The sequence below is a fragment of the Streptomyces niger genome, assembly GCF_000718305.1.
GTDB classification, from domain to species: domain Bacteria; phylum Actinomycetota; class Actinomycetes; order Streptomycetales; family Streptomycetaceae; genus Streptomyces; species Streptomyces niger.
Map to the genome: position 1 here is coordinate 24,903 of NZ_JOFQ01000031.1, position 24,576 is coordinate 49,478.

General features: G+C 71.1%; 23 protein-coding genes. 8 read left to right on the forward strand and 15 right to left on the reverse strand.

Annotation, left to right across the window (positions count from 1 at the left end):
• Positions 1-10: 10 nt before the first annotated feature.
• Positions 11-1,741, reverse strand: coding sequence for a lysine--tRNA ligase (gene lysS / locus IF20_RS34210; protein WP_052869333.1), 1,731 nt, complete (start codon positions 1,739-1,741; stop codon positions 11-13).
• Between the two features lie 311 nt (positions 1,742-2,052).
• On the opposite strand from lysS, the gene argS reads away from it, so the two are divergent.
• Entirely contained in the window at positions 2,053-3,810 is a 1,758-nt protein-coding gene (gene argS, locus IF20_RS34215; RefSeq protein WP_052869334.1) for an arginine--tRNA ligase, read from the forward strand.
• A gap of 72 nt (positions 3,811-3,882) precedes the next feature.
• Here argS and IF20_RS34220 read toward each other — a convergent pair whose 3' ends face one another.
• The 6 genes from IF20_RS34220 to IF20_RS34245 form a co-directional block, all read right to left on the reverse strand.
• A complete protein-coding gene (locus IF20_RS34220; protein WP_052869335.1) occupies positions 3,883-4,176 on the reverse strand; it encodes a hypothetical protein in 294 nt (97 codons plus the stop codon).
• A 14-nt stretch (positions 4,177-4,190) separates the two neighbouring features.
• On the reverse strand, positions 4,191-5,354 hold the full coding sequence (locus IF20_RS34225) for a hypothetical protein (RefSeq protein ID WP_052869336.1): 1,164 nt from the start codon (positions 5,352-5,354) through the stop codon (positions 4,191-4,193).
• Entirely contained in the window at positions 5,351-8,128 is a 2,778-nt protein-coding gene (locus tag IF20_RS34230) for an ATP-binding protein (RefSeq protein ID WP_052869337.1), read from the reverse strand. The genes IF20_RS34225 and IF20_RS34230 overlap by 4 nt, the downstream gene beginning before the upstream one ends.
• A 20-nt stretch (positions 8,129-8,148) precedes the next feature.
• Positions 8,149-9,174, reverse strand: a complete 1,026-nt coding sequence (locus tag IF20_RS34235) for a hypothetical protein (RefSeq protein WP_052869338.1) — start codon at positions 9,172-9,174, stop codon at positions 8,149-8,151.
• A 175-nt stretch (positions 9,175-9,349) separates the two neighbouring features.
• Positions 9,350-10,003 carry a hypothetical protein gene (locus IF20_RS34240; protein WP_052869339.1) on the reverse strand — a complete coding sequence of 218 codons (654 nt, stop codon included), beginning with the start codon at positions 10,001-10,003 and terminating at the stop codon, positions 9,350-9,352.
• A 143-nt stretch (positions 10,004-10,146) separates the two neighbouring features.
• Positions 10,147-10,926: an alpha/beta fold hydrolase gene (locus tag IF20_RS34245; protein ID WP_052869340.1), complete on the reverse strand. Its 780-nt coding sequence runs from the start codon at positions 10,924-10,926 to the stop codon at positions 10,147-10,149.
• Between the two features lie 219 nt (positions 10,927-11,145).
• Between IF20_RS34245 and IF20_RS34250 the strand changes: the two genes are divergently transcribed.
• Positions 11,146-12,435: an MFS transporter gene (locus IF20_RS34250; protein ID WP_052869341.1), complete on the forward strand. Its 1,290-nt coding sequence runs from the start codon at positions 11,146-11,148 to the stop codon at positions 12,433-12,435.
• A 24-nt stretch (positions 12,436-12,459) separates the two neighbouring features.
• Here the strand turns inward: IF20_RS34250 and IF20_RS34255 are convergent, their stop codons facing one another.
• Positions 12,460-12,882: an ATP-binding protein gene (locus IF20_RS34255; protein ID WP_110944826.1), complete on the reverse strand. Its 423-nt coding sequence runs from the start codon at positions 12,880-12,882 to the stop codon at positions 12,460-12,462.
• A 102-nt stretch (positions 12,883-12,984) separates the two neighbouring features.
• On the opposite strand from IF20_RS34255, the gene IF20_RS34260 reads away from it, so the two are divergent.
• The 3 genes from IF20_RS34260 to IF20_RS34270 are packed head-to-tail and all read left to right on the forward strand — an operon-like array spanning position 12,985 to position 14,706.
• Complete coding sequence (locus IF20_RS34260; RefSeq protein ID WP_052869367.1) at positions 12,985-13,797, forward strand: helix-turn-helix domain-containing protein; 813 nt, start codon at positions 12,985-12,987, stop codon at positions 13,795-13,797.
• Positions 13,794-14,000, forward strand: a complete 207-nt coding sequence (locus IF20_RS34265; protein ID WP_052869343.1) for a DUF397 domain-containing protein — start codon at positions 13,794-13,796, stop codon at positions 13,998-14,000. The genes IF20_RS34260 and IF20_RS34265 overlap by 4 nt, the downstream gene beginning before the upstream one ends.
• Positions 13,978-14,706: a DUF6882 domain-containing protein gene (locus tag IF20_RS34270; protein WP_052869344.1), complete on the forward strand. Its 729-nt coding sequence runs from the start codon at positions 13,978-13,980 to the stop codon at positions 14,704-14,706. Before IF20_RS34265 ends, IF20_RS34270 begins: the two co-directional genes overlap by 23 nt.
• 14 nt (positions 14,707-14,720) lie before the next feature.
• Here the strand turns inward: IF20_RS34270 and IF20_RS34275 are convergent, their stop codons facing one another.
• Positions 14,721-15,386, reverse strand: a complete 666-nt coding sequence (locus IF20_RS34275; protein ID WP_234426949.1) for a helix-turn-helix domain-containing protein — start codon at positions 15,384-15,386, stop codon at positions 14,721-14,723.
• Between the two features lie 73 nt (positions 15,387-15,459).
• On the opposite strand from IF20_RS34275, the gene IF20_RS34280 reads away from it, so the two are divergent.
• On the forward strand, positions 15,460-16,014 hold the full coding sequence (locus IF20_RS34280; RefSeq protein ID WP_052869346.1) for a type II toxin-antitoxin system RelE/ParE family toxin: 555 nt from the start codon (positions 15,460-15,462) through the stop codon (positions 16,012-16,014).
• Positions 16,015-16,039: 25 nt separating this feature from the next.
• Here the strand turns inward: IF20_RS34280 and IF20_RS34285 are convergent, their stop codons facing one another.
• The 6 genes from IF20_RS34285 to IF20_RS34310 form a co-directional block, all read right to left on the reverse strand.
• The gene (locus IF20_RS34285) at positions 16,040-16,357 is read right to left on the reverse strand and encodes a type II toxin-antitoxin system prevent-host-death family antitoxin (RefSeq protein ID WP_052869347.1); all 318 of its coding nucleotides are present in this window, start codon (positions 16,355-16,357) and stop codon (positions 16,040-16,042) included.
• A 166-nt stretch (positions 16,358-16,523) separates the two neighbouring features.
• Positions 16,524-17,516: a porphobilinogen synthase gene (gene hemB / locus IF20_RS34290; protein ID WP_052869348.1), complete on the reverse strand. Its 993-nt coding sequence runs from the start codon at positions 17,514-17,516 to the stop codon at positions 16,524-16,526.
• Positions 17,513-19,162 (reverse strand): bifunctional uroporphyrinogen-III C-methyltransferase/uroporphyrinogen-III synthase, encoded by a 1,650-nt coding sequence (locus tag IF20_RS34295; RefSeq protein ID WP_052869349.1) that lies wholly within the window; start codon positions 19,160-19,162, stop codon positions 17,513-17,515. The genes hemB and IF20_RS34295 overlap by 4 nt, the downstream gene beginning before the upstream one ends.
• Positions 19,159-20,127, reverse strand: a complete 969-nt coding sequence (hemC, locus tag IF20_RS34300) for a hydroxymethylbilane synthase (RefSeq protein ID WP_052869350.1) — start codon at positions 20,125-20,127, stop codon at positions 19,159-19,161. The genes IF20_RS34295 and hemC overlap by 4 nt, the downstream gene beginning before the upstream one ends.
• Positions 20,124-21,575: a glutamyl-tRNA reductase gene (locus tag IF20_RS34305; RefSeq protein ID WP_052869351.1), complete on the reverse strand. Its 1,452-nt coding sequence runs from the start codon at positions 21,573-21,575 to the stop codon at positions 20,124-20,126. Before IF20_RS34305 ends, hemC begins: the two co-directional genes overlap by 4 nt.
• Complete coding sequence (locus IF20_RS34310; RefSeq protein ID WP_052869352.1) at positions 21,572-22,372, reverse strand: redox-sensing transcriptional repressor Rex; 801 nt, start codon at positions 22,370-22,372, stop codon at positions 21,572-21,574. Before IF20_RS34310 ends, IF20_RS34305 begins: the two co-directional genes overlap by 4 nt.
• A 377-nt stretch (positions 22,373-22,749) precedes the next feature.
• Between IF20_RS34310 and IF20_RS34315 the strand changes: the two genes are divergently transcribed.
• Complete coding sequence (locus IF20_RS34315) at positions 22,750-23,028, forward strand: glutaredoxin family protein (RefSeq protein ID WP_052869353.1); 279 nt, start codon at positions 22,750-22,752, stop codon at positions 23,026-23,028.
• 330 nt (positions 23,029-23,358) lie between these two features.
• Positions 23,359-24,393 (forward strand): HAD family hydrolase, encoded by a 1,035-nt coding sequence (locus IF20_RS34320; protein ID WP_234426950.1) that lies wholly within the window; start codon positions 23,359-23,361, stop codon positions 24,391-24,393.
• Positions 24,394-24,576 lie beyond the last annotated feature (183 nt).

Consider the following 24,576-nt stretch of genomic DNA (forward strand, 5'->3'; position numbering starts at 1 on the left):
ACGGTACCGGCTACGCGCCGAGGAGCTTGCGCACCCGGCCGGCGCCGACGGCCAGCAGCAGCGTGGGCAGGCGCGGCCCGGTCTCGCGACTGACCAGCAGGCGGTACAGCAGCGCGAAGAACGACCGCTGGGCCGTCTTGATCTCCGGCGGCAGCTCCTTCGCCGTGGCGTCGGCGGAGAAGCCCGCCTGGACCTTCGGTACGCCGTAGACCAGGTGCGTCAGGCCGTCCAGCGACCAGTGCTCGTCCAGGCCGTCCAGCAGCAGCCGGAGCGATTCCTTCGCCTGGTCGTCCAGCGAGCCCAGCAGCTCGGTGTCCGGCTCCTCGCGGACGATGGTCCGCTGGTCGGCCGGGACCTGGCTGGTGATCCACTGCTCGGCGCGGTCCAGCCGGGGCCGGACCTCGTCCAGCGAGGTGACCGGCTTCTCCGGGTCCAGCTCGCTGAGGATGCGCAGGGTCTGCTCGTCGTGGCCGGCCGTGATGTCGGCGACCGACGCGAGCGTGCGGTACGGCAGCGGGCGCGGCGTCTTCGGCAGCTCACCGGCCGCGGTCCCGACGGCACGGGCGTACGCCGCCGCGTCGGCCGGCAGCACGGTGCCGTCGGCGACCTTGGCGTCCAGCCGGTCCCACTCGTCGTACAGCCGCTGGATCTCCTGGTCGAAGGCGATCTTGAACGACTGGTTCGGGCGGCGCCGCGCGTACAGCCAGCGCAGCAGCTGCGGCTCCATGATCTCCAGGGCGTCGGCCGGGGTCGGCACGCCGCCCTTGGAGGACGACATCTTCGCCATCCCCGAGATGCCCACGAAGGCGTACATGGGGCCGATCGGCTGCGTGCCGTCGAAGATGCCGACGATCTGGCCGCCGACCTGGAAGGAGGAGCCGGGCGAGGAGTGGTCCACGCCCGAGGGCTCGAAGATCACGCCCTCGTAGGCCCAGCGCATGGGCCAGTCGACCTTCCAGACCAGCTTGCCGCCGTTGAACTCGCTCAGCAGCACCGTCTCGCCGTGCCCGCAGGTGCAGGTGTAGGTGAGCTCGGTGGTGTCGTCGTCGTAGGCGGTGACGGTGGTGAAGTCCTTGCCGCAGGCCGTGCAGTACGGCTTGTACGGGAAGTAGCCCGCGCCGCCGCCGCTGCCGTCGTCCTCACCGGCCGCGCCGGATCCCTCGGCGGCCTCCAGCTCGGCCTCGTCGACCGGCTTCTGCGACTTCTTCGCCGCGGCCTTCGGCTTGGTGCGGTACTGCGCGAGGATCGCGTCGATGTCACCGCGGTGCTTCATCGCGTGCAGGATCTGCTCGCGGTAGGTACCGGCGGTGTACTGCGCGGTCTGGCTGATGCCGTCGTACTCCACGCCCAGCTGCGCGAGCGCGTCGACCATGGCGGCCTTGAAGTGCTCCGCCCAGTTCGGGTACGCCGATCCCTTGGGGGCGGGGACGCTGGTCAGCGGCTTGCCGATGTGCTCGGCCCAGGAGTCGTCCACGCCCTCGATGCCCAGCGGGACCTTGCGGTAGCGGTCGTAGTCGTCCCAGGACAGCACGTGGCGGACCTCGTGCCCGCGCCGCCGGACCTCGTCCGCGACCAGGTGCGGGGTCATGACCTCACGCAGGTTGCCCAGGTGGATCGGGCCGGAGGGGGACAGGCCGGAGGCGACCACGACCGGTTTGCCAGGCGCGCGACGCTCCGACTCGGCGATGACCTCATCCGCGTAACGGGAGACCCAGTCGGTTGTCTCGGTGCTCTGAGCCACGGTCGGCCCTTCCTCTTCTGCTTCGCGCGTTCACCCGATCACATGTCGATCATGGTCGATCACGTGGTCGCTTACGGTCGTGAGCCCGGTTCGGCGCCCCGGCGGTCGTGCCGCGCCCGGTGCGTGATCCGGGAGCGGGCACGCGCAGGCCGCAAACCTGGCCGTTCCATTGTCCCAGACGCGACCGTGATCAACGCCCCCGGCGCCCGGTGCCCGGTGGCGCCGAAATTCGGAAAGGCTCCCGATCCCGCCGTGAAATACTGGCGGCAAACCCTGACCACCTCTCCCCTCCGACGGAACGGCAGCACTCCATGGCTTCGGTCCCTTCTCTCGCCGCTACGGTCAACCAGCGCGTCTCCGACGCCCTCTCGGCAGCCCTGCCGGAGGCCGGCGCCGCCGACCCGCTGCTGCGACGTAGTGACCGGGCCGATTTCCAGGCCAACGGCATGCTGGCGCTCGCGAAGAAGCTCAAGGGCAACCCGCGCGAGCTGGCGGGCAAGGTCGTGGACGGCATCGCCGCGCCCGAGCTGATCAAGGAGATCGAGGTCTCGGGCCCCGGCTTCCTGAACATCACGATCACCGACGAGTCGATCATGAAGACGCTCGCGGCCCGCGCCGCCGACGACCGCCTCGGCGTGCCGTACGCGGAGAACCCCGGCACGACGGTGATCGACTACGCCCAGCCGAACGTCGCCAAGGAGATGCACGTCGGCCACCTGCGGTCCGCCGTGATCGGCGACGCCCTGCGCCACCTGCTGGACTTCACGGGCGAGAAGACGATCGGCCGCCACCACATCGGCGACTGGGGCACCCAGTTCGGCATGCTCATCCAGTACCTGATCGAGAACCCCGGCGAGCTGGCCCCGGCCGAGGACGTCGACGGCGAGCAGGCCATGTCGAACCTGAACCGGGTCTACAAGGCCTCGCGCGCCGTCTTCGACGCGGACGAGGAGTTCAAGGAGCGGGCCCGCAAGCGGGTCGTGGCCCTCCAGTCCGGCGACAAGGAGACCCTGGACCTCTGGCAGCGGTTCGTGGACGAGTCGAAGGTCTACTTCTACTCGGTCTTCGAGAAGCTGGACATGGAGATCCGGGACGACGAGATCGTCGGCGAGTCCGCGTACAACGACATGATGGCCGAGACGGCCCGGCTGCTGGAGGAGTCCGGCGTCGCGGTCCGCTCCGAGGGCGCCCTCGTCGTCTTCTTCGACGACATCAAGGGCAAGGACGACCAGCCCGTCCCGCTGATCGTGCAGAAGGCGGACGGCGGCTTCGGGTACGCGGCGTCCGACCTCTCCGCGATCCGCAACCGCGTCGTCGACCTGCAGGCGACGACCCTGCTGTACGTCGTGGACGTGCGCCAGTCCCTCCACTTCAAGATGGTCTTCGAGACGGCCCGCCGGATGGGCTGGCTGAACGACCAGGTCACGGCCCACAACATGGGCTACGGCACGGTGCTCGGCGCGGACGGCAAGCCGTTCAAGACGCGTGCGGGCGAAACCGTCCGCCTGGAGGACCTGCTCGACGAGGCGGCACAGCGCGCCGCCGAGGTGGTGCGCGAGAAGGCGCGCGACCTCACCGAGGAGGAGATCCAGGAGCGCGGCGCCCAGGTCGGCATCGGCGCGGTGAAGTACGCGGACCTGTCGACGTCCGCGAACCGTGACTACAAGTTCGACCTGGACCAGATGGTCTCGCTGAACGGCGACACGTCCGTGTACATCCAGTACGCGTACGCCCGCATCCGGTCGATCCTGCGCCGGGCGGGCGAGGCGCGCCCGGTGGCCCACCCGGAGCTGCCGCTGGCCCCGGCCGAGCGCGCGCTGGGTCTGCACGTGGACCAGTTCGGCGAGGTCGTCCTGGATGCCGCGGCGGAGTACGCCCCGCACAAGCTCACGGCGTACCTCTACCAGCTCGCGTCCCTCTACACGACCTTCTACGACCAGTGCCACGTGCTGAACGAGGACAACGCCCCCGAGGTGGTCGAGAACCGCCTCTTCCTCTGCGACGTGACCGCCCGCACCCTCCACCGCGGCATGGCCCTCCTGGGCATCCGGACGCCGGAGCGGCTCTGATCACGCGCGGACACCTCGGTGGCCGTCACCCCGTGCGGGGTGGCGGCCACCGCGCTCCCGGGCCCGGCCGGCTCAGGCGTCCGCCGGCGGAACCGGGCTCTTCGTGCCGCCTTCGAAGAGGAACGCGTAGACGTCGCCAAGGTAGGCGTACAGCGTGGCCTCGTCCGGGAACTCGAGATTCGTGAGGGATTCGTACTCGCCGACCGTCAGGGTGCGGTCCCGCAGTACCGTGCTCAGCCCTTCTTGGACAGCCGCCGTCCACTCCGGCTTGACATGCCGGAGCGTCTCGCGGGTGGTGTGCAAGTCCTGGTATGCCACCTCGAGTTCGAGGTAGGTGCTCAGGAATTGGCGGAGTTCATCATTCATGGATACACGCATTCCTAGGGGTGCCTGCCGCGGCGCGGGTTCGGGTACATGGTGCGCAGGGTGATATTTCCGTCGGCGCCCATGTCATAGATGGGCTTGATGAAGCCGCCCTCGAAGTCCACTTCGCGGGCTGTCGACGGGTCCGACGGGTCGAGGTAGTACCCCGTGCAACGCTCGTGTCCGTCGTCCCCGAGCACGTCCTCGATAGGTGCGGACTGCGGCGGCACTCCCGTCTCCTCGAACTGCTTACGGAAATAGTCGTCCGCCCGGACCATATCCTCCGGGTTGTCGAAGCGGGTCGCGTACGGCCCGCTGAAGTGCTCGCCGCCGTGCACGCCGTCCGTTGTGGTTCCCGTGAGCGGGTCCTTCTGATTCTCCAGCTTCATGTGGCCTGCGTACTGGGAATTGGGCCCGTAAGTTTTGGGCAGGCCATTCTCCATTTTCGGAGTGCCGAGCCGGTCCGTCAGCTGATCGTCCGTGACGTCCAGGTGACGGCCTGGCGCGTGCCCCTCACCGCCCTTCCTGTCGTCCAGTTCATCGATGCGCTGTCCGATTTCTTCAGGCGTTCGGCCTTCCTCCGGCGGCGCCCCTTCATCGGCCGCCGCGTCCTCCGCTCCCTCGGAAGCCGTCTCCCCGTTGGCGTCCGCACCGCCGGGCTCCGGCTCGGGGCCCTCCTCGTCGTCCTCGGCGGCCTCGACCGGCTCGGGCGCCTCGTCCGAATCGTCGGCCTCGACCGGATTCGGTGCCGCGTCGTCGGCCTCGGCGACGGCAGGGCTCTCCGCCGGCTCGTCCTCCTGCTCCGCGGCTTCCGCCGGGTCGGGGGCCTCTGCCGGATCGGGAGCGTCGGCTTCCGCGGGTTCCGGCGCCTCCGTGTGCTCGGGGGGCTCCGTCTCGTCGGCGGCTTCCGCAGGGGCCGGGGCCTCCGTGGCGTCCGGTGGCCCGACTGCCTCGGACGCCGGTTCCGGAGTCTCCGGTGGCGCTTCCGGGCCCTGTTCCGTGGCCGGCGCCTCGGTCGGGTCCGGAGCCTCCGTCTGATCCGGTGCCTCCGTTTGGTCCGGCACCTCCGCCGCACCGGGGGTATCGGCCTGGTCAGGGGCCGGGGCCTCCGGGTCCGGGGCGTCCGTCGGTGTCGGGGCCTCCGGGGCCGGGGGGCGTTCCTCCGGTGGTCGGTCGCTCACGGGGTGGCCTCCGGGGATGTGTGGCTGCGGTACAGGCGCACCCACGGCAGGGTCTTGCGTTGCCAGGTGGTGCGGGCCACGTGGAGGAAGACGCAGGCGCGGTAGTCGGCCGTCGCTTCAGGGGTGGCGGCGGTGTCCGGGAGGGGCACCGTGTCGGCGACCTCGGCGACCCAGGTGGACGTGGATGCCCACCAGGTGGCCCGTTCCGGCTCCGTCTTCGGGTACGTGGCGACGCGCTTCCTCAGCTCCACGGCGTGTTCGGGCCAGACTGCCGTGGCCGCGCGCGAGCGGAACGCGCAGCGGTGGCGGCAGCCCTCGCAGTCCGGGAAGGGGGCCAGCGCGGCATCCACTGAGGGCGATTCGGCGGCGAAGGTGCGGAAGCGATCGGCCAGTTCGGGGCCCGTCGCCAGCGGGGCCCGATCGATGCCCGCGGCGCGTGCCGCCTCGGCGCGTACGTTGGGGACGCTGATCAACGCCGGCCGGTCGACGCCGTCGTGATACGCGAACGCCTGGAACGGCGCCAGGGAGGCCGCGTACCGCTCCTGGTCCGGCGAGAAACGCATCGTGCCGCCGATGAGCGCCCGGTCCTGATCGGCGGGGAGCCGATGCATGACCTTGAGGTTGGTGTTCTTGTACGCGTCCTCGACGAGCTTGCCCGGTACCTGTTCGACGATGACGATGCCCTCGCCGTACTTGCGGTTCTCGGCGAGGGTGTTGGCGAAGGCCTGGGCGGCCCGCGCCTGGGCATTGCCCTCCCGCGCCTCGCCGCCCTGCACTGTCGGCTGTCCGAGCAGGCGATGGGCCTCCTCGATCACCGTGACGTGAGCGAGGGAGCCGCCACCGCGGTTCGCCTTGTAGTGCTCGGTCATGGCTTGGAGGATCAGCGCGGTGACGAGGGACTGTTCCTTCTCGTTGTCCCCGACGCCGGCCAGTTCGACGACGACCGGGCGGCGGAGGAGCTCTTCGACGGGGTAGGAGCGTGCGCAGTCCAGCGTGGAGCCGCAGGCGCCCTCGGCGAGCGCCTCAGCGCGCAGCCGGGACGCCGCGATGATGTTGTCGCGCACCTCGCCCGAGTAGTCGAGCTGTTCGCACTGCTTGCGCATCTCGGCGATGAAGTCGCGCAGCGTCGGCCAGTTGTCCGCATGGGCCGGGCCCGCGACGTCGGTGGGGACGATGCCCCTGCGGGTGTACGTGGCGCGCAGCGCGCGGTTGTAGATGCTGGGGAGCGGGTCCCAGAGCCCGAACGCCGCGTCGAAGCAGGCCATCAGGCCCGCGATGTGCGTACTGATGCGCACCCCGGCCGGCACCTCGAAGGGGTTCAGCCGCAGCGGTGCCACGCTCTCGTCGCCGACGGTGAGGACGACGAGGTCCTCGAAGCCGGGGCGGGTGGCGAGCCAGCGGTAGTCGTCGAGTTCGGAGTTGACCGGCTCCAGGACCAGGAAGGGCACCTGGTGGTCGCGCCAGAGCTGTTCGCAGAAGGCGAGAGTGGTGTTGGTCTTGCCCGAGCCGGTCGTGCCGACGAAGAGGGCGTGGCGGGTGAGGTCGCCCAGGCCGATGCCGAGCGGCCCGGCAGGCGTGTCGTTGACCAGCTGGCGGCCGAGGGCGAGGTGCGGCCCGTCGGGCCGGTAGTCGGTCTCCCCGGCCATGCCCGGACGCCGTACGGGAAAGCCGGGCATGTGGCCGTGCACGGCCAGCGGCAGCCGGAACGCCGCACCGGCCTCGCGCGCGTCCGTCAGCTCGGCGAGCAGCCGGAGCGGCGGCGCGAGCGGCTCCGGGAGCCGCCAGCAGTGGTCGCCGCCCCAGCGGCTGTGCTCCAGGGTCGTCACGCCGTGCCAGGCGGCCGGCAGCTCGCCGGGGACCGGGCGCGCCACGCTGTGCGCGGGCCCGGTGAAGGTCTCGGTGAGCGCGCCGCTCTCTCGCGCCCGCTCCTGCGGTGAGACCGTCGCGCCGACCAGTTCGGCGAGCGACTCCGGCAGCGGGGCCGGGGAGGCCAGCACGGTACGCAGGCGGAACGCGCGGTCGGTGTAGCGGCGGGCGGCATCGGCGTACACCCGGGCGGCGTCCACCGCGAAGGCGTCGGGTGCGAGCTGGCCGCCGGGCGACCACAGTCCGTCGGGCAGCTGGCCGGGCGTGCCCAGCCGGCCGTACTGGGTGGCGACGCGGTGCAGCAGCGGGCCGAGGTCGTCGGGGATGACGTACGGCTCCAGGCCGACGCTCAGCAGCACCGGATGCGGATGCTCGGCCAGCGCCTGCCACAGCGCGTCCCAGGGCGGCGCCGAGGCCGTGAAGGGCTGCGGCGCGAGGTAGTAGCGCACGCCCGCGTCCGGGCGGTTCGGTACGCCCGTGCGGTACCGCTTGCGGATCTCCGCCAGCCCGGCCCGCGGGTCGGGGCTGAACGGCGTCAGCAGGCGGGCCACCTCGTCCGCGTCCTCGACGGGCGTGCCGTGGACATGGCGGGGCAGCGCGGCGAGCCGGGCGCGCAGGGTGAGCGCGGCGGCGGTCGCCGCCTCGGGGGTCGCCGCCGACACCCGGCCGAGCAGTGCGCAGGAGATCCGGTGGGCGCCGGGGTCGGTGAGGTAGCGCAGCTCGATGCGGGTGCCGTACGTGGTGTCCCACTGGCCGGCCAGCCAGGCGGCCTCGGCGGCGACCGCCTTCACGCGCCGCTCCGTCTCGGGCAGCTCGGCGTACTCGGTGGTCTCGGTGAGGTCGGCGGCCGCGTCGATGCGGACCGCCGTCCAGGCCCAGGCCGCCGTGGCATCGGAGACCGTCAGCACGCCCGACTGCCCGGGAGCGCTCAGCGCCCGCCCCCGGAGCCGGGCTGCGGCGGCGCGGGCGGGCCCGGCGGCGGGGTGTACCCGGGCGGCGGCATGGGCGGCGCGGAACCGGGGCCGGCCGGACCCATGGGTGCGCCCGGGCCGCCCTGACCGCCGGGTGCGCCCGGCGGCGGGTAGGCGTACGCGGCCCCGGCCGGCCCGCCCGGCGGAGCAGGGGGCGCGGGTGGTGCCGGCGGCCCGGCCTGCGGCGCGGATGCCGCCTGGATCGGCAGCTCCTGCCCGAAGGTCGAGGCGATCGGCACCTCGATGCCCTGGATCGCCGCCTCCACGCCTTCCCGGGCCGCGGAGTGCACCGCCTCACGCATCGCCCGCGGCCGCTCCGTACGCAGCATCTGATTGACGTTGCCCGTACGGCCGAGCATGCCGCCGAGCAGGTCCTTGAGGAAGTGCCCGATGATCACGGCACCGGAGCGGCTGCGCCACATCGTCCAGCCCACGTACAGGCTCGTGCCGTATCCGAAGACCGTCACGTACGCGACGTACCGGCCGCTGCTGACGACCAGCCGGTTGTTCACGACCTCCGGCAGGATGTCGCTGCGGATGCGGGCCGGGACCGCCGCGACGGGTATCTGCCGGCGGGCCAGGGCGCCGTAGATCGCCGCGTACGCGGAGGGCGACGCCTGGTGCTTGTCCTCCAGCAGCGTCTTCCACTCCGAGACCGGCTCGGTGATCCGCGCGGCGAGCAGGACCAGCCAGAAGGCGATCGTGCCGAGGATCCAGCCGGTCACCAGGCTGTCCGGCGCCTCGAACGGCCCCGAGTCGGAGAACAGCGCGGGCAGCAGGCCGAAGACGAACCAGACGAAGAACGAGACGAGGAACGCCTGCAGCCAGAGCTGGAAGACGGTCTTGAACGTCACCGACTCGTCGAAGCTCAGCTCGACGTCGCCGTACTGCATGGTCTGGTTGCGGTACGCCGCGTTCGGCCCCGCCGCGCCCGAGGCGGCCCAACCCGTCGGTCCGCCGACTCCCCCGCCACCCGTGTCCATCGCGTCGATCGCCCCCCGTCACGCGTCACTTGACACATGATCATCCCGGAGTACGCAGTTTCCGGTCAAGCGGATTTCGAGGGCCCCCGGCTCCTGCCGGGGCCCCGTCCTGTGCTGGTGCCGAGCCGGGGACCGTTCCCGGCAGGACTTTCGCGCAGTTGGACTGTCATTCCGCTTACGGGTGGTACTTCTCCTCGACCGTCTCGGCGGCGCCGGACTTGGTGCTCATGGTGACGCGGACGGTGACGGCCTTCGTCTTGGCGGCCTTCTCCAGCTGCTCCACGGTGCACTCCGCGGTGCCGTAACCGTCGTCGCCCAGGGACACGCCGTCGTCGGGGTCGTCGGAGCAGATCGAGGCCGCGCCGAGGACCTTGGTGGCGTTGGCCACGAAGAACGCCTGGTCCATGCTGCCGTCGTCAGGCTTGACGATCAGCTTGCCGGGCGCCATGTACTCCAGCTTGCCTTCGACGATCTTGTGGTTACCCGCGTTGGCCACGCCGCTCCCGTTGGGGGCCGACTTGCTGTCGGTACCGGCGGCGCTGCCGGAGCTGTCCGCGCTGCCGCCGGACTTGCCGGCGTTCTGCCCCTGCGCACCGGAGCCGTTCGCGGAGGAACCGTTCGAGGAGGAACCGTTCGAGGAGGAACCGCCTGAGGAGGAGCCGTTCGACGGCTGGGCCGACGAGCTCGACGAGCCGGCGGCGCCCGCCTCGGTGCCCTGCCCGCAGGCCGTGACTCCCAGACCCAGCGCCGCGGCGACGGCGACGGCGGCAGCGATGCGGCGGCCGCGGAAACGGCGGTTGGCGGTGGCGGTGACGGTGGCGGTGTTCATCGTGTCTCCCGTTGCTCTGATCTGTCGTCTCGCTCCCGGACGACAATCAGCTTCGAAGATCACGCTGGCGTTCCGCTAACAGGCGACTAATGCCACGTCAACGGGGGTGCCGGTACCAGAGCAAGGTGACCGGAATCCGACATTCAACCCCCGACCGAGATGTCCAGCGCGGCTGCGGTGGCCCGGACGAAACCCTCCGGGTTGTCCAGCATGATGTTGTGCCCGCAGTCCGGTACGGGGACGATCCGCACCCCGGAGGCGGTCAGCGCCGCCGCGCCGGGCAGCTCGCCATCGGCCGCCGGCAGCAGGTACGTACGGGGGATCTTCAGCCCCGCCAGCACCTCCCGCACGGTGGGCTCGGTGCCGCGTACGAGGTGGACGGCGCTCCGGTGCAGCGCCTCCCGTCCGGCCAGGCGCATGGTCGACCACCAGTGCGCCCCGGCCCGCTCCCGTACCTCCGCCCAGCCGCCCGCCAGGAACTCCGCCTCCGAGTAGGCCGCGATGCCGCTGCTGCCGCCCGCCCCGGGCGTCGGCGTCAGCGGATCGAGGTTGGCGTCGACCAACACCAGCCGGGACACCAGATGGGGGTGGCGATCGGCCAGCACCACCGCCACGGACCCGCCCATGCTGTGCGCGACGAACTCCGCGCCGGTCACGCCCGCTTCCGTGAGCGCCGCGGCGAGCGCGTCCGCGTGCGACTCCAGTCGGTAGTCGAAGTCGGTCGGCCGGTCGCTGATCCCGTGCCCGAGCAGGTCGATCAGCAGCGACCGACGCCCGGCGAGCCGCGGATCCACGGCCACCTCGGTGAAGTACGCGGGCGACGTCGCGCCCAGCCCGTGCACGTATACCCGGGCCGGCTCCCGCCCCGGCAACTCCACCCAGCGCATCCGCGCCTCGCCCGCCGTCACGACAACACTGCGCATGCTCTGCTCCCCCGCTCGACCTCAGAAAGCGCCGAGCGTAACCCAGTCGACCTTGCCCGGGTCCCGCATGCCGGCGACACGGTCGCCGAGCCGGCGAAGGAGGGCGCGCTGCACAAATGGGCGGCGCCCCTGCGGCGGTTTGGCCCCCGAGCGTGGTGCTCGCTTTGATGCTTCCGAACGTGGATCGGTTGTGCGAGTGAGTGGCGAGGGGCGGCGGGCATGAGGAGCGGGCACCGGCTGGAACATCTGCTCGGACATCGGCTGGGGCGGCAGTTCGGGTGGCTGTGGGGAGCGTACGGGGCCAGTGCGCTCGGCACGTGGCTCGCCTTCGGCGCGTTCCCGCTGATCGCCATCCAGGTGCTGCACGCCGGGCCGGCCGAGGTCGCCGCGCTCTCCTCCGTGGGGGCCGCGGTGGGCGCGGCCATAGCGGTGCCGCTCGGCCCGTGGGTGGAGTTCCGTCGCAAGCGGCCGGTGCTGATCACGATGGATCTGATGCGGTGCGTGGCACTGCTGACGGTCCCCGTCGCGTACGCGCTCGGCGTGCTCACCTTCCTCCAGCTCCTGCTGGTCTCGGTCGTCACCGCGGCGGCCGACATCACCTTCCGCGCCGCCTCCGGCGCGTACCTGAAGACGCTGCTACCGGCCGAGGACCTGCTCGTCGCCAACGCCCGATTCGAGTCCACGGCCTGGACGACCACGATCATCGGACCGCCACTGGGCGGCGCGGCGATCGCGCTCCTCGGCCCGGTGGCGACGGTGGTGGCCGACGCGGTCAGCTACCTGCTCTCGGCCCTGGGCATCCGCGCCATCGGTGGACACGAGTCGCAGCCCGAGCGACATGACCGCCATGAGGCCACGCGCATGCGGGCCCGGACGCTGCTCGACGGCTGGCGCCACATCCTCGCCGACGCGACGTTGCGTCCGCTCTTTTTCAACACCGCCCTGTTCCAGGGTTTGGTGATGGCCACGCAACCGCTGCTGGCAGTCCTGATGCTCGGCCCACTCGGCTTCACGCCGTGGCAGTACGGCCTCGCCTTCGCCGCGCCCTCGATCGGCGGGCTGCTCGGATCGCGGCTGGCCCGACCGCTCGTCACCCGGTTCGGACGACACCAGATCCTGATCGTGACCGGAGCCCTGCGCGCGATCTGGCCCATCGGCCTGGCTTTCCTGGGGCCGGGCACCGGCGGGCTGCTGCTGGTGATCGGCGTCGAGCTCGGGCTCATCTTCTGCTGCGGGGTCTTCAATCCCGTCTACGCCACCTACCGTCTGGAACGCACTGCAACCGACCGGGGCGCCCGCACATTGTCCGCCTGGACAGTGACGACCAAGGCCTCGACCGCGCTGCTGACGGCCCTCTGGGGCGTGCTGGGAAGCCTGCTCGGCCCACGTACGGCCATCGGCCTGGCCGGCGTGCTGCTACTGGCGACCCCGCTCCTGCTCCCCCGTCGCGCGGCAGCGCATCGCTCCGAGCCGGAGCCGGAGCCGGAACCGGAACCGAGCCGCACCTGACCGGCCCGGGGGGCTGGCCCCCGATCAGCATCGGGAAGCGCCGAGCGTAACCCAGACGACCTTGCCCGGGTTCCGCTCGTCGACGCCCCACTTGTCGGCCAGCGCCGCGACGAGCAGCAGCCCCCGGCCGTCCTCCGCGTCCGCGCCGTGGGGCGACGACCGGGTACGTGGCCATCCCGGGCCGGAGTCGTGCACCTCGATCCGCACGGTGCCGCTGTCGTCCCCGTACTGGTACAGCCGGAGCCGGAAGGCCCGCCCCGGAGGTACGCCGTGCCGCACCGCGTTGGTGGCCAACTCGCTCACGCACAGCACCGCGTCGTCCGTACGGGGCCCGAGCCCCCAGTCCGCGAAGGCGCGCGCGGCAAACGCCCGCGCCTCCGGCACGGACCTGCGCGCCCGCGCGTAACACCGCTCCCGCAACCATTCGTCTCCGATCACGGTAGGCATCGTGCGGGGCGCGACCGGGCCGCGGCACTCGCCGCACCCGTACAGATTCGCCGTACGGGTGCGGCACGCGTGAACCGCGGCCGCGGGTGGGAGTGGGACACCATGCAGCCCCGGAAAAATGCGTCGCCACGACGCCTCGTAGGCGCCCAACTGGCCCTCTTCCGACGCCTGGCGGGCCTCACCCAACGAGAGCTGGGCGACCGCCTGAACGTCGGCGAGGAGACGATCGCCTCGATCGAGCAGGGCAGACGTCCCCTGAAGGGCGACTTGGCCGAGCGCCTGGATTTGGAACTGGGGACGAGAGGCGTACTGGCGGTGTCGGTGGAGTACATGCCGGAATCCGAGAAATACCCGGTGTGGGGCGCGGAGTTCGTCGACAACGAGCGCGATTGCTTCACGCATTACTCGTACGACGTCCTGGTCGTCCCCAGCCTGCTCCAGACCGAGAACTATGCTCGCGCGGTCTTCCGCACCCGGCTGCCGATGTACTCCGAACAGGAAATCGCAGAGCTGGTCGCGGCAAGAATCGAGCGGCAGGCGATCCTTCGTCGCGAAGTCCCGCTCACCGCGCACTTCATCGTCTCCCAGGCAGCCTTGATGGACCGGCTCGGCGGCGACGAGGTGTACGCCGAACAGCTGCGGCAGCTACGCGTTTGCGCCGGCCTGCCTGGCGTATCGCTCCAGATCATGCCCTTCGGCCAGACTACGCACGCCGGGCTCAGCGGCCCCTTCGTGTTGCTGGAAACCCAGGACCACCAGCTTCTCGCTTATACCGACACCCATCGTGGCAGCCAGTTCATCTCCGCCCCGGACGACGTGAGCAGGCTGGCAATGAAGTATGCGATGCTGCGAACGCAAGCCCTCAACACCGAGGAAACCAAAGGCTTGTTGGACCAGCTGCTAGGAGAGCGATGAGTGCCGCGCTGAAGTGGTTCAAGTCCAGCTACAGCGGCGAAGAAGGCGGCAGCACCTGCGTGGAGATCGCCGTCCAACCCACTACCGTCCACATCCGGGACTCGAAGAATCCCCACGGCCCGACCCTCACCGTCGACCCCGGCTCTTGGGCCGCATTCGCGGCCTTCGTAGGGTCGGGGGATGAACAGCGCAGCATTCAGTGAGGCTTTTGTCCGGACGGTCCAGCCTTATGCCGCTTGGGGCGTGGAGCAGCTCGAAACGTTCAACGCATTCCTGCCCGACGGGGACTGGAGCGCTGATCTCGATCAGTGTTACTACCGCCAGGGCAGCCGGGAGCTGCGAATATCCGTGCTCGGGACGTGGGATTCCAGAGACGGGTCGTGGCTGTGGGGGTGGGCGAATCCGGGGTTCGGGAACAAGCCCGTCGCCGGGGCGGCACACGCCGTCCGCCGCTTCGGGCACGAGCAGCAGATTCCCGAGTTCACGAATGAGCTCGTCCCGCTGAGCGGCGCGCCGGACCCGCGAATGGCGGCGGAGACGCTCGCGTTCGGCGCGATGAGCGTGCTCGGCGCGCCGGGGTACATCGGGGCGCAGGCCAGCCCCGAGGCCCGGGTCTACTTCGTACCGAACGACCCGAACGTTCCGCAGGCGGCGCCCGACCCGGTCAAGCTGCCCCGCATGCTGATGACGGGCGCGGGCATCTTCGGGGGCGCGGAGAGCCAGGTGGTCGCCGGGTACTTCGACCGCCACGGTGTACCCCTGGAGCGGACGGCGGACGGGTTCTCCGCCACCCTGCCCGACGGCACGCCGGTCAGCATCCGGTTCGACGGCCAGGGGCGCGTCACGTCGATCGACGCCCACTTCGCCACCGCGGCAGCGACCCCTCCGGGCTCCCCCGCGGGTCTTTGAAGCGACCGTCCCGGCTACCTCGCCGTACAGCGCCGGCCCGTCTCCGCGGGAGCTTCCTGCGGAGGTGACGCATAAGCGATGGGGCCGCCGGACTCCGATTCCAGCCGGCGGCCCAACAGCAGACGCGCCACCTCGGTACCGGGCGCCCCGGGGGTCAGCACCTGCACGGGGGTCACCAGATCGAGTACGTGACCGGCGAGGTGCGCGGAGAAGCGATAGCGGGGCCCACGTCCGGCATCCACACGCAGATCGGTGAGCAGGGCGACGACATACGGGCCGACCGTGACCGCAAGTGCCCCTGCCCGGGCCACTCGTTCGGGGTCGCAGCGCCACCAGCCGCGGAGAGCCGCCAACTTCGACTGCGGTGTGAGGTCGGTCCGGTATCCGACCCAGTCCCGTTCGTCCCGTTCGCCGTCGTCGGCCGGCTTCGCGGCACCCACCCGTAGCACCGGCAGTTCAGGCAGTCCGAGGTGCGGCAGGCCGGCGTCATCCCGACGGGCCAGCGCCATGACGTCCCCTGCGGGGACGACCGTGCGATTGCCGCGCGTCCTGACATCCGGCAACAGCCCGGCGGCGATCAGTTTCTTGAACGTATTCGGCGACACATTGATCTTTTCCGACGCCTGCCCAGTCGTCATAATCATCAACGCACTCCGGCCCATCCCGCGTCCGAGTGTCAACCACGGAAGAGGCAACTTACCGTTTCGTCAAGGCATTTGCACCGAAGGCGGCGCCTCCAGTAGCGTCCCGGGCATGCCGGACCCACAGCGTCATCCCGTACGCTTCACGGCGGCAGCCGAAGCCGATATGGACGCACTCCAGCGCAAGGACCCGCAGATCGTGCGGGCGGTACTGAGCAAGATCAGTCTTCTGGAGCGCGACCCCTATGCCGGGCGCCCGCTCGTAGGCGACCTCATCGGCTGGCGCAAGCTCGTGGTCGGGAATCGGCAATGGCGCATCGTCTGGCGCGTGGTCACGGAAGCCGATGGCACCACCGTCGTGGAGGTGTCCGAGATCTGGGCGGTCGGCGCCCGGGAAGACGCCGCTGTCTACGCCGAGGTGCGGCGGCGTATCGATCGGCTTCCGGAGTCCCCGGTGGCCCGCGGGCTCACCGAGCTCCTGGCTCGCTTCGGCGACAGCTCACCGGATGCCACCGAGGAAGCGCCCAGCGCCCCCGAACCTGTGCCCGACTGGCTCACGGAGCGGCTGATCACCAAGGCGGGGCTGCCTCCCGCCGACGTCGGCGCGATGACTCTGGACGAGGCCATCGCGGCCTGGGAAACCTGGATGAGCCGCCCTCAAAGGTGAGCGCTCCAGTGCCGGGGGCGAGCCGTCAGGCTTCTTCCGGATCGCCCGCCCCGTCGAGATCAGCACGGCGCATGCCGTACCTACCCAGCATCTCGTCCAGGGAGGTCCGGCGGCCGTCGTCCGTGGCGGCCCGGGACATGACCAGCAGAGCGTCCCGGAGATCCTCCTCCAGCTGCTCCAATTCGCGCAGCCGCGTCACGCCGATCACCGCCGCCACCGGCTTGCGATGCCGCTCGACCACGACATCCTCCCCGGCCTCGGCCGCCTTCACCAGTCCGGCGACCCCCTTACCCGTGGCTTCGGTGACGGACAGCACCTGCGGGGATTCATCCAGGATCGACATGGCAAAAACTATACAGATTCCGCGAGATTCTGCACAGATTTCCCGACGGTGGGCGGGGGGTACCACTGCTTCCCCTGGCCGGAGAGGAACACAAAGGCCCTTGCCGCCGTACGTGACACGTACGACGGCAAGGGCCCGGAAAACCGGAAGGCCGGTGGTGTGGCCGTCAGAGCTGACGGGCGACCTCCGTTGCCCAGTACGTCAGGATGTTCTGGGCGCCGGCGCGCTTGATGCCGGTCAGGGCCTCCATGATCGCGGCGTCGCGGTCGATCCAGCCCTTCTCCGCGGCGGCCTCGATCATGGCGTACTCGCCGGAGATCTGGTACGCGGCGACCGGGACGTCGACGGACTCCGCGACGTCGCGGAGGATGTCCAGGTACGGCATGGCCGGCTTGACCATGACCATGTCGGCGCCCTCTTCGAGGTCGAGGGTCAGCTCGCGCAGCGCCTCGCGGGCGTTCGCGCCGTCCTGCTGGTAGGTCTTGCGGTCGCCCTTGAGGGAGGAGCCGACCGCCTCGCGGAACGGGCCGTAGAACGCCGAGGCGTACTTCGCGGTGTAGGCCAGGATCGAGACGTCCTGGTGGCCGATGCCGTCCAGCGCCTCGCGGATCACCCGGACCTGGCCGTCCATCATGCCGCTGGGGGCGACCGTGTGGACGCCCGCCTCGGCCTGGACCCGGGCCATCTCCGCGTACCGCTCCAGCGTGGCGTCGTTGTCGACCCGGCCGTCCGGCGTGAGGACACCGCAGTGGCCGTGGTCGGTGAACTCGTCCAGGCAGAGGTCGGACATGATGACGAGGTCGTCGCCGACCTCCTCCTTCACGTCGCGGATGGCGACCTGGAGGATGCCGTCCGGGTCCGTGCCGGCCGTGCCGTTCGCGTCCTTCTTGGAGTCCTCCGGGACGCCGAACAGCATGATCCCGGAGACGCCCGCCGAGACCGCGTCGACGGCGGCCTTCCGCAGGGTGTCGCGGGTGTGCTGGACGACGCCCGGCATCGCGGAGATCGCGACGGGTTCCGAGATGCCCTCGCGGACGAACGCGGGAAGGATCAGGTCCGCCGGGTGCAGCCGGGTCTCGGCGACCATGCGGCGCATGGCCGGGGTGGTGCGCAGCCGCCGCGGCCGCGCTCCCGGGAACCTTCCGTACGTGGTGCTCAACTCCGTGCCCTCCTACGCGATCCGGGCCGGCGCTCGCTGGGACGGGTGACCGGGTCACCGTTCTCGACCGCGGCAGCACGCCGCGCCGCGCCGAAGTCCGCGAGCGCTTCGGCCAACTTGTGCACCGAGGGCTCGGGCGACATGACGTCCACGCGCAGCCCGTGCTCCTCGGCGGTCTTGGCGGTGGCCGGGCCGATGCAGGCGATCACGGTCACGTTGTGCGGCTTGCCGGCGATGCCGACGAGGTTCCGCACCGTCGAAGACGAGGTGAAAAGTACCGCGTCGAAGCCGCCGCCCTTGATGGCCTCGCGGGTGGTGGCCGGCGGGGGCGAGGCGCGCACGGTCCGGTAGGCCGTGACGTCGTCGACCTCCCAGCCCAGCTCGATCAGGCCGGCCACCAGGGTCTCGGTGGCGATGTCGGCGCGGGGGAGGAAGACGCGGTCGATCGGGTCGAAGACCGGGTCGTAGGGCGGCCAGTCCTCCAGGAGACCGGCGGCCGACTGCTCGCCGGACGGGACCAGGTCGGGCTTCACGCCGAAGGCGACGAGCGCCTTGGCGGTCTGCTCGCCGACGGCCGCGACCTTGATGCCCGCGAAGGCGCGGGCGTCCAGGCCGTACTCCTCGAACTTCTCGCGGACGGCCTTCACGGCGTTGACCGAAGTGAAGGCGATCCACTCGTACCGGCCCGTGACCAGGCCCTTGACCGCGCGCTCCATCTGCTGCGGGGTGCGCGGCGGCTCGACGGCGATCGTCGGGACCTCGTGCGGCACGGCGCCGTACGAGACGAGCTGGTCGGAGAGCGAGGCCGCCTGTTCCTTGGTGCGCGGTACGAGCACCTTCCAGCCGAACAGCGGCTTGGACTCGAACCAGGAGAGCTGGTCGCGCTGCGCGGCGGAGCTGCGCTCGCCGACCACGGCTATGACCGGCTGCCCGCCGTCCGGCGACGGCAGCACCTTGGCGGCCTTCAGCGTCTGCGCGATGGTGCCGAGGGTGGCGGTCCAGGTGCGCTGGCGGGTGGTCGTACCGGCGATGGTGACGGTCAGCGGCGTGTCGGGCTTCCGGCCCGCCGAGACCAGCTCGCCGGCGGCCGCGGCCACCGAGTCCAGGGTGGTGGAGACGACCGCGGTCGCGTCGCTGGTGCCGACCTCGGACCAGCAGCGGTCGTCGGCCGTACGGGCGTCCACGAAGCGGACGTCGGCGCCCTGCGGATCACGCAGCGGCACGCCGGCGTACGCGGGGACGCCGACCGCGGCGGCGACGCCCGGCACGACCTCGAAGCCGATGCCTTCGGAGGCGCAGGCCAGCATCTCCTCGGCCACATCGGCGTCCAGGCCGGGGTCTCCGGACACGGCACGCACGACCCGCTTGCCGGTGCGTGCGGCACCCATGACAAGATTGGTCGTGTCCCGAAGCGTGGGGATGTCGGCGGGGATTGACGCCTCGTCAGCTGAAGCCTGCATCGGTGTGTCCACGTTCGCCCGGGCATGCGTGCGGACGACGTCGAGCACCTGCGGGTCCGCGATCAGCACGTCCGCGTGGGACAGCGCCTCCACGGCGCGCAGCGTGAGCAGACCGGGATCTCCCGGCCCGGCACCGAGGAAGGTGACCTGGCCGGCAACGGGGTGGTTCGGGGCGGTGGGGTTCAAAGTGCTCGCTCCCCCATAAGACCGGCAGCACCCTTGGCGAGCATCTCGGCGGCGAGCTCACGGCCCATGGTCGCCGGTACGGAAACGTCGTCGCGGGAGGTGGGTACGTGTCCGGTGGTGGACAGCTGCACCAGCGTGCTGCCGTCGGTCGTGCCGACGACACCACGCAGGCGCAATTCGGTGACAGCCCGGTCGTCGTCCTGGAGATCGGCCAGCGCACCCACAGGTGCGGAGCAGCCGGCCTCCAGAGCGGCGAGCAGGGAACGCTCGGCGGTCACGGCGGCCCGGGTTACCGGGTCGTCGAGCTCGGCGAGCCGGGCGGCGAGGTGCTCATTGGTCGCGGCACACTCCACCGCAAGCGCCCCCTGACCGGGGGCGGGCAGAACTACGTCCGGCGAGAGGAGCTCCGTCGCCTCGCCGATGCGGCCGATCCGGTTGAGCCCGGCTGCGGCCAGTACGACCGCGTCCAGCTCCCCCTTCTCGACGTAACCGATACGGGTGTCGATGTTCCCGCGGATCGGTACGGTCTCGATACGACGCCCCAGCGACCGCGCCCAGGCGTTCAGCTGCGCCATGCGGCGCGGCGAGCCGGTGCCGACGCGTGCGCCGTCGGGCAGCTCCTCGAACGTCAGGCCGTCGCGGGCGATCAGCGCGTCCCGCGGGTCCTCGCGGACCGGGATCGCGGCCAGGGCCAGCTCCGCGGGCTGCGCGGTCGGCAGGTCCTTGAGCGAGTGCACGGCGAAGTCGATCTCGCCGCTCAGCAGCGCGTCGCGCAGGGCCGAGACGAAGACGCCGGTACCGCCGATCTGCGCCAGGTGCTCGCGGGAGACGTCGCCGTACGTGGTGATCTCCACCAGCTCGACGGGCCGCCCGGTGACCTGGCGGACCGCCTCGGCGACGTGCCCGGACTGGGCCATGGCGAGCTTGGACCGCCGTGTCCCGAGTCGCAATGCTTGGTCGTTCATGAGCGCTGCTCCCGTGCTGTGTCGTGCTGCCTGTCCGCGCGCGTGTCGGCCCGGCTGACGGCGGCGACCGTCTGGGGGTCGAGGTCGAAGAGTTTGGTCAGCGCGTCGGCGTACCCGGCGCCGCCGGGCTCGCTGGCGAGCTGCTTGACCCGCACGGTGGGCGCGTGCAGAAGCTTGTCGACGACCCGGCGGACGGTCTGGGTGATCTCCGCGCGCTGCTTGTCGTCCAGGTCGGGCAGGCGGCCGTCCAGCCGCGCGATCTCGGCGGCGACCACGTCGGCGGCCATGGTGCGCAGGGCGACCACGGTCGGGGTGATCGTCGCGGCGCGCTGGGCCGCGCCGAAGGCCGCGACCTCCTCCGAGACGATGGTGCGCACCTGGTCCACGTCGGACGCCATGGGGGCGTCGGCGGACGCATCGGCCAGCGACTCGATGTCGACGAGGTGCACGCCGTCGATCCGGTGGGCCGCGCCGTCGATGTCGCGCGGCATGGCCAGGTCGAGCAGGGCCAGTTCACGGTCCTTACGGCCCTCGGCGGCCGTCGCGACCGCCTCGCCGGTCAGGACGAGGCCGGTCGCCCCGGTACACGAGATCGCGATGTCCGCGGCGGCCAGTTCGGCCGGTACGTCGGACATCGGGACGGCGCGGGCGATCAGGCCGTTGGCGCGGCCCGGGCTGCCCGGCTCGGTCAGGATCTCGGTGAGGCGTACCGCCCGCTCCAGGGTGCGGTTGGCGACGGCCAGTTCCGTGACGCCGGCCCGCGCGAGGGTGGCGGCGGCGAGCGAGGACATCGAGCCGGCGCCGATGACCAGGGCCCGCTTGCCGCGGGCCCAGGCGTCCACGCCCGGCGTGCCGAGCGGGGCCGTGGCGTCGGGCACGGCGTCGTCGACCAGGATGCAGTGCGCGTCGTGACCGCCGCCCGCGCCCGCGAGCTGCTCCAGGCCGAAGGTGACCAGGGATTGGCCGGCCTTGTCGATGCCGGTCTCGCTGTGCGCCCGCTTGCCGACCCGCAGCGCCTGCTGGAACAGGTCGTTCAGCAGCCGCCCGGCGGTGTGCTGGTCCTGCGCGAGGGCGAGCGCGTCCTTGATCTGGCCGAGGATCTGGCCCTCGCCGACGACCATGGAGTCCAGGCCGCAGGCCACGGACAGCAGGTGGTGGACGGCGCGGTCCTCGTAGTGGACGTAGAGGTACGGCGTGAGCTCGTCGAGGCTGACGCCGCTGTGCTGGGCGAGCAGCGTGGACAGCTCGGCGACCCCGGCGTGGAACTTGTCCACGTCGGCGTAGAGCTCGATGCGGTTGCAGGTGGAGAGCACGGCCGACTCGGCGGCCGGCTCGGCCGACACGACGTCCTGCAGCAGCTTGCCGCGGGAGTCGGGGGCGAGCGCGGCCCGCTCCAGGATGCTGACCGGCGCACTGCGGTGGCTCAGGCCGACGACCAGGAGACTCATGCCGGCATCACGGCGGGTACGTCCCCGTCGGGCCCCTTGCGGTCGGAGTCGTCGTGGCCGTCCTCGGTGCCGGCGGCGGGCGCCGGGCGCACCGGGGGCGCGACCGGCTGCGCGGCGTCCTGGCTGCTGGCCTCCTCGCCGGCCTTGCGCTGCTCGTGGAAGGCGAGGATCTGCAGCTCTATGGAGAGGTCGACCTTGCGCACGTCGACCCCTTCGGGGACGGACAGCACGGTCGGCGCGAAGTTCAGGATGGAGGTGACGCCGTACGACACGAGGCGGTCGCAGACCTGCTGGGCCGCGCCGGCGGGGGTCGCGATCACGCCGATCGAGACGCCGTTGTCGTGGATGATCTTTTCGAGCTCGTCGGTGTGCTGGACGGCGATGCCCGCGACGGGCTTGCCGGCCATGGCCGGGTCGGCGTCGATCAGGGCCGCGACGCGGAAGCCGCGGGAGGCGAAGCCGCCGTAGTTGGCCAGCGCGGCGCCGAGGTTACCGATACCGACGATCACAACCGGCCAGTCCTGGGTGAGGCCGAGCTCCCGGGAGATCTGGTAGACGAGATACTCCACGTCGTAGCCCACCCCGCGGGTGCCGTACGAACCCAGGTAGGAGAAGTCCTTCCGCAGCTTGGCGGAGTTGACCCCCGCCGCTGCGGCCAGTTCCTCGGAGGAGACCGTGGGGACCGAACGCTCCGAGAGCGCGGTCAGTGCACGCAGATACAGCGGAAGACGGGCGACGGTGGCCTCGGGGATCCCTCGGCTTCGGGTCGCCGGTCGGTGAGTTCGGCCAGTTGCCACGGTGCTCCTGCGGGTAGAGCGGGGCTTTGGACGGCCAAATGTCTCAAGACCGCCCTGTCGATAGCAGGCTATGTCTTTGTGAACGCGTGCACAAAGATGGTGTCCGCTTTGTCCCGTCAACGTGACCGGTGTCACGCACTTATTGCGGCAATTCGCGGAACCACATCCTGCGTCACTCCGTTCACACGCTTCGCGCGGATAACGCAGAACCGTGAACGGGAGCACACCGCCACTCTCCTTGCTGTTTTACCCCCGTACACCAACAAATCGACCTTCGATGGTACGGGAAACCATCTCGCTGTCCGAGGGCTCGTGACGGCCGTCATACCGCTGCCGGAGAACGGCGCGGAACCGCACTGCCCAGGCACAATGAGCCCATGGCCCCGCTTCTCCGCCGCACCCCGCGCAAGAATCCCGCCGACCGGACGGTCACGCTCATCGGCAAGCCCGGCTGCCACCTCTGCGACGACGCCCAGCAAGTGATCGAGGCGATCTGCGCGGAGACCGGTGCCGCCTGGGAGAAGAAGGACATCACCGAGGACGAGGAGCTGTACCGCAAGTACTGGGAACAGATTCCGGTCATCCTCGTCGACGGCGCGCAGCACGACTTCTGGCGCGTCGACCCGCAGCGCCTGCGCAAGGCCCTGGGCGCCTGAGAGCGCAGTGGCACAGCCCCCGGCACCGTCCCTGTCGGCACCGTCCGCGCGGGCGCGTGCTCGGGGTCGCATGGAGGGGCGTACGCCGGGCGCCTGACGGGACCTACGAGCGCGGCGCACAGAAGCGCTGGGCGTGGTGCGAGGGCGTACGTGCGCGGCGTGCGGAGGCGCGAGCGGCGCAGAGAAACCTTCACGCGCGCCCCTCCAGGACCACGCGGTGTGGCCGTCACGACCACGCGGCGTGGCCGTAACGCGACCGTCGGCCGTCCCGTACCTGCCTGACATGCCTGCGTAACCGGGGGCACCGAACAAACTGGCTATGCTCGCGGTATGGCCCACCCGTCGCCCGAGCACCGCCCCGGCAGGAGCCCCTTCAGCGCGTCCCTCGTGACGGGCGTTCCGTCCCTGGTCACGGGGTGGTTCACCCGCCACCGCCGCCCCGCCACCGCGCGCAGCGTGCTGGCCGGCGAGGCGGCGGCCGAAGCCGCCCGCAAGAGCTCTCTGGAGGCGGAGGCACAGGCCGCGGCGGAAGCCGCCGCGGCGACCGCCGACAGCGAAGCCGAGGACGCCGAGCCGGACTTCCCGGTCGTCGGCGACGACCGGGCGGCCGCCTTCTTCGACCTGGACAACACCGTCATGCAGGGCGCCGCGATCTACCACTTCGGACGCGGCCTCTACAAACGGCACTTCTTTCACAAGCGCGATCTCGCCCGCTTCGTGTGGCAGCAGGCGTACTTCCGGCTGGCCGGCTCGGAGAACCCCGAGCACATGGAAGAGGTGCGCAACAGCGCGCTCTCCATCGTCCAGGGCCACCGCGTCTCCGAGCTGATGACCATAGGCGAGGAGATCTACGACGAGTACATGGCCGAGCGGGTCTGGCCCGGCACCCGGGCGCTCGCCCAGGCGCACCTGGACGCGGGCCAGAAGGTGTGGCTGGTCACCGCGGCCCCCGTGGAGACCGCCACGATCATCGCCCGCCGGCTCGGCCTGACCGGCGCGCTCGGCACCGTCGCCGAATCGGTCGGCGGGGTCTACACGGGCAAGCTCGTCGGCGAGCCGCTGCACGGCCCCGCCAAGGCCGAGGCGGTACGGGCGCTCGCCATGGCCGAGGGCCTGGACCTCTCGCGCTGCGCCGCGTACAGCGACTCCGCCAACGACATCCCGATGCTCTCGCTCGTCGGCCACCCGTACGCGATCAACCCGGACACCCGGCTGCGCAAGCACGCGCGCGAGCACGGCTGGCGGCTGCGCGACTACCGCACCGGACGCAAGGCCGCCAAGATCGGCATTCCGGCGGCGGCCGGGGTGGGCGCGGTGGCGGGCGGCGCGGCGGCCGCGGTGGCGCTGCAGCGCCGGCGGCGGTAGCTCCCGCACCTCGGGCGGCCCCCGCAACCGGCGCGACGGTCCTATAACCGGAAGCCCACCCAACTTCCAGCGCGGGGATGGACGTTACGGAACGTCACCGAAACGCCCGAGGGTGCCTCGCCCGCCGATGATCAGATGGACGGCGCGTGCCGGTTTTTTCGCGCTGGCCTTCGTCGCACCACT

Bases quoted from the DNA above. Each gene is read 5' to 3' on its own strand.
- argS (WP_052869334.1), top strand. From the start codon at position 2,053: ATGGCTTCGGTCCCTTCTCTCGCCGCTACGGTCAACCAGCGCGTCTCC.
- IF20_RS34220 (WP_052869335.1), bottom strand. From the start codon at position 4,176: ATGAATGATGAACTCCGCCAATTCCTGAGCACCTACCTCGAACTCGAG.
- IF20_RS34235 (WP_052869338.1), bottom strand. From the start codon at position 9,174: ATGGACACGGGTGGCGGGGGAGTCGGCGGACCGACGGGTTGGGCCGCC.
- IF20_RS34240 (WP_052869339.1), bottom strand. From the start codon at position 10,003: ATGAACACCGCCACCGTCACCGCCACCGCCAACCGCCGTTTCCGCGGC.
- IF20_RS34245 (WP_052869340.1), bottom strand. From the start codon at position 10,926: ATGCGCAGTGTTGTCGTGACGGCGGGCGAGGCGCGGATGCGCTGGGTG.
- IF20_RS34250 (WP_052869341.1), top strand. From the start codon at position 11,146: ATGAGGAGCGGGCACCGGCTGGAACATCTGCTCGGACATCGGCTGGGG.
- IF20_RS34255 (WP_110944826.1), bottom strand. From the start codon at position 12,882: ATGCCTACCGTGATCGGAGACGAATGGTTGCGGGAGCGGTGTTACGCG.
- IF20_RS34260 (WP_052869367.1), top strand. From the start codon at position 12,985: ATGCAGCCCCGGAAAAATGCGTCGCCACGACGCCTCGTAGGCGCCCAA.
- IF20_RS34265 (WP_052869343.1), top strand. From the start codon at position 13,794: ATGAGTGCCGCGCTGAAGTGGTTCAAGTCCAGCTACAGCGGCGAAGAA.
- IF20_RS34270 (WP_052869344.1), top strand. From the start codon at position 13,978: ATGAACAGCGCAGCATTCAGTGAGGCTTTTGTCCGGACGGTCCAGCCT.
- IF20_RS34280 (WP_052869346.1), top strand. From the start codon at position 15,460: ATGCCGGACCCACAGCGTCATCCCGTACGCTTCACGGCGGCAGCCGAA.
- IF20_RS34285 (WP_052869347.1), bottom strand. From the start codon at position 16,357: ATGTCGATCCTGGATGAATCCCCGCAGGTGCTGTCCGTCACCGAAGCC.
- hemC (WP_052869350.1), bottom strand. From the start codon at position 20,127: ATGAACGACCAAGCATTGCGACTCGGGACACGGCGGTCCAAGCTCGCC.
- IF20_RS34305 (WP_052869351.1), bottom strand. From the start codon at position 21,575: ATGAGTCTCCTGGTCGTCGGCCTGAGCCACCGCAGTGCGCCGGTCAGC.
- IF20_RS34315 (WP_052869353.1), top strand. From the start codon at position 22,750: ATGGCCCCGCTTCTCCGCCGCACCCCGCGCAAGAATCCCGCCGACCGG.
- IF20_RS34320 (WP_234426950.1), top strand. From the start codon at position 23,359: ATGGCCCACCCGTCGCCCGAGCACCGCCCCGGCAGGAGCCCCTTCAGC.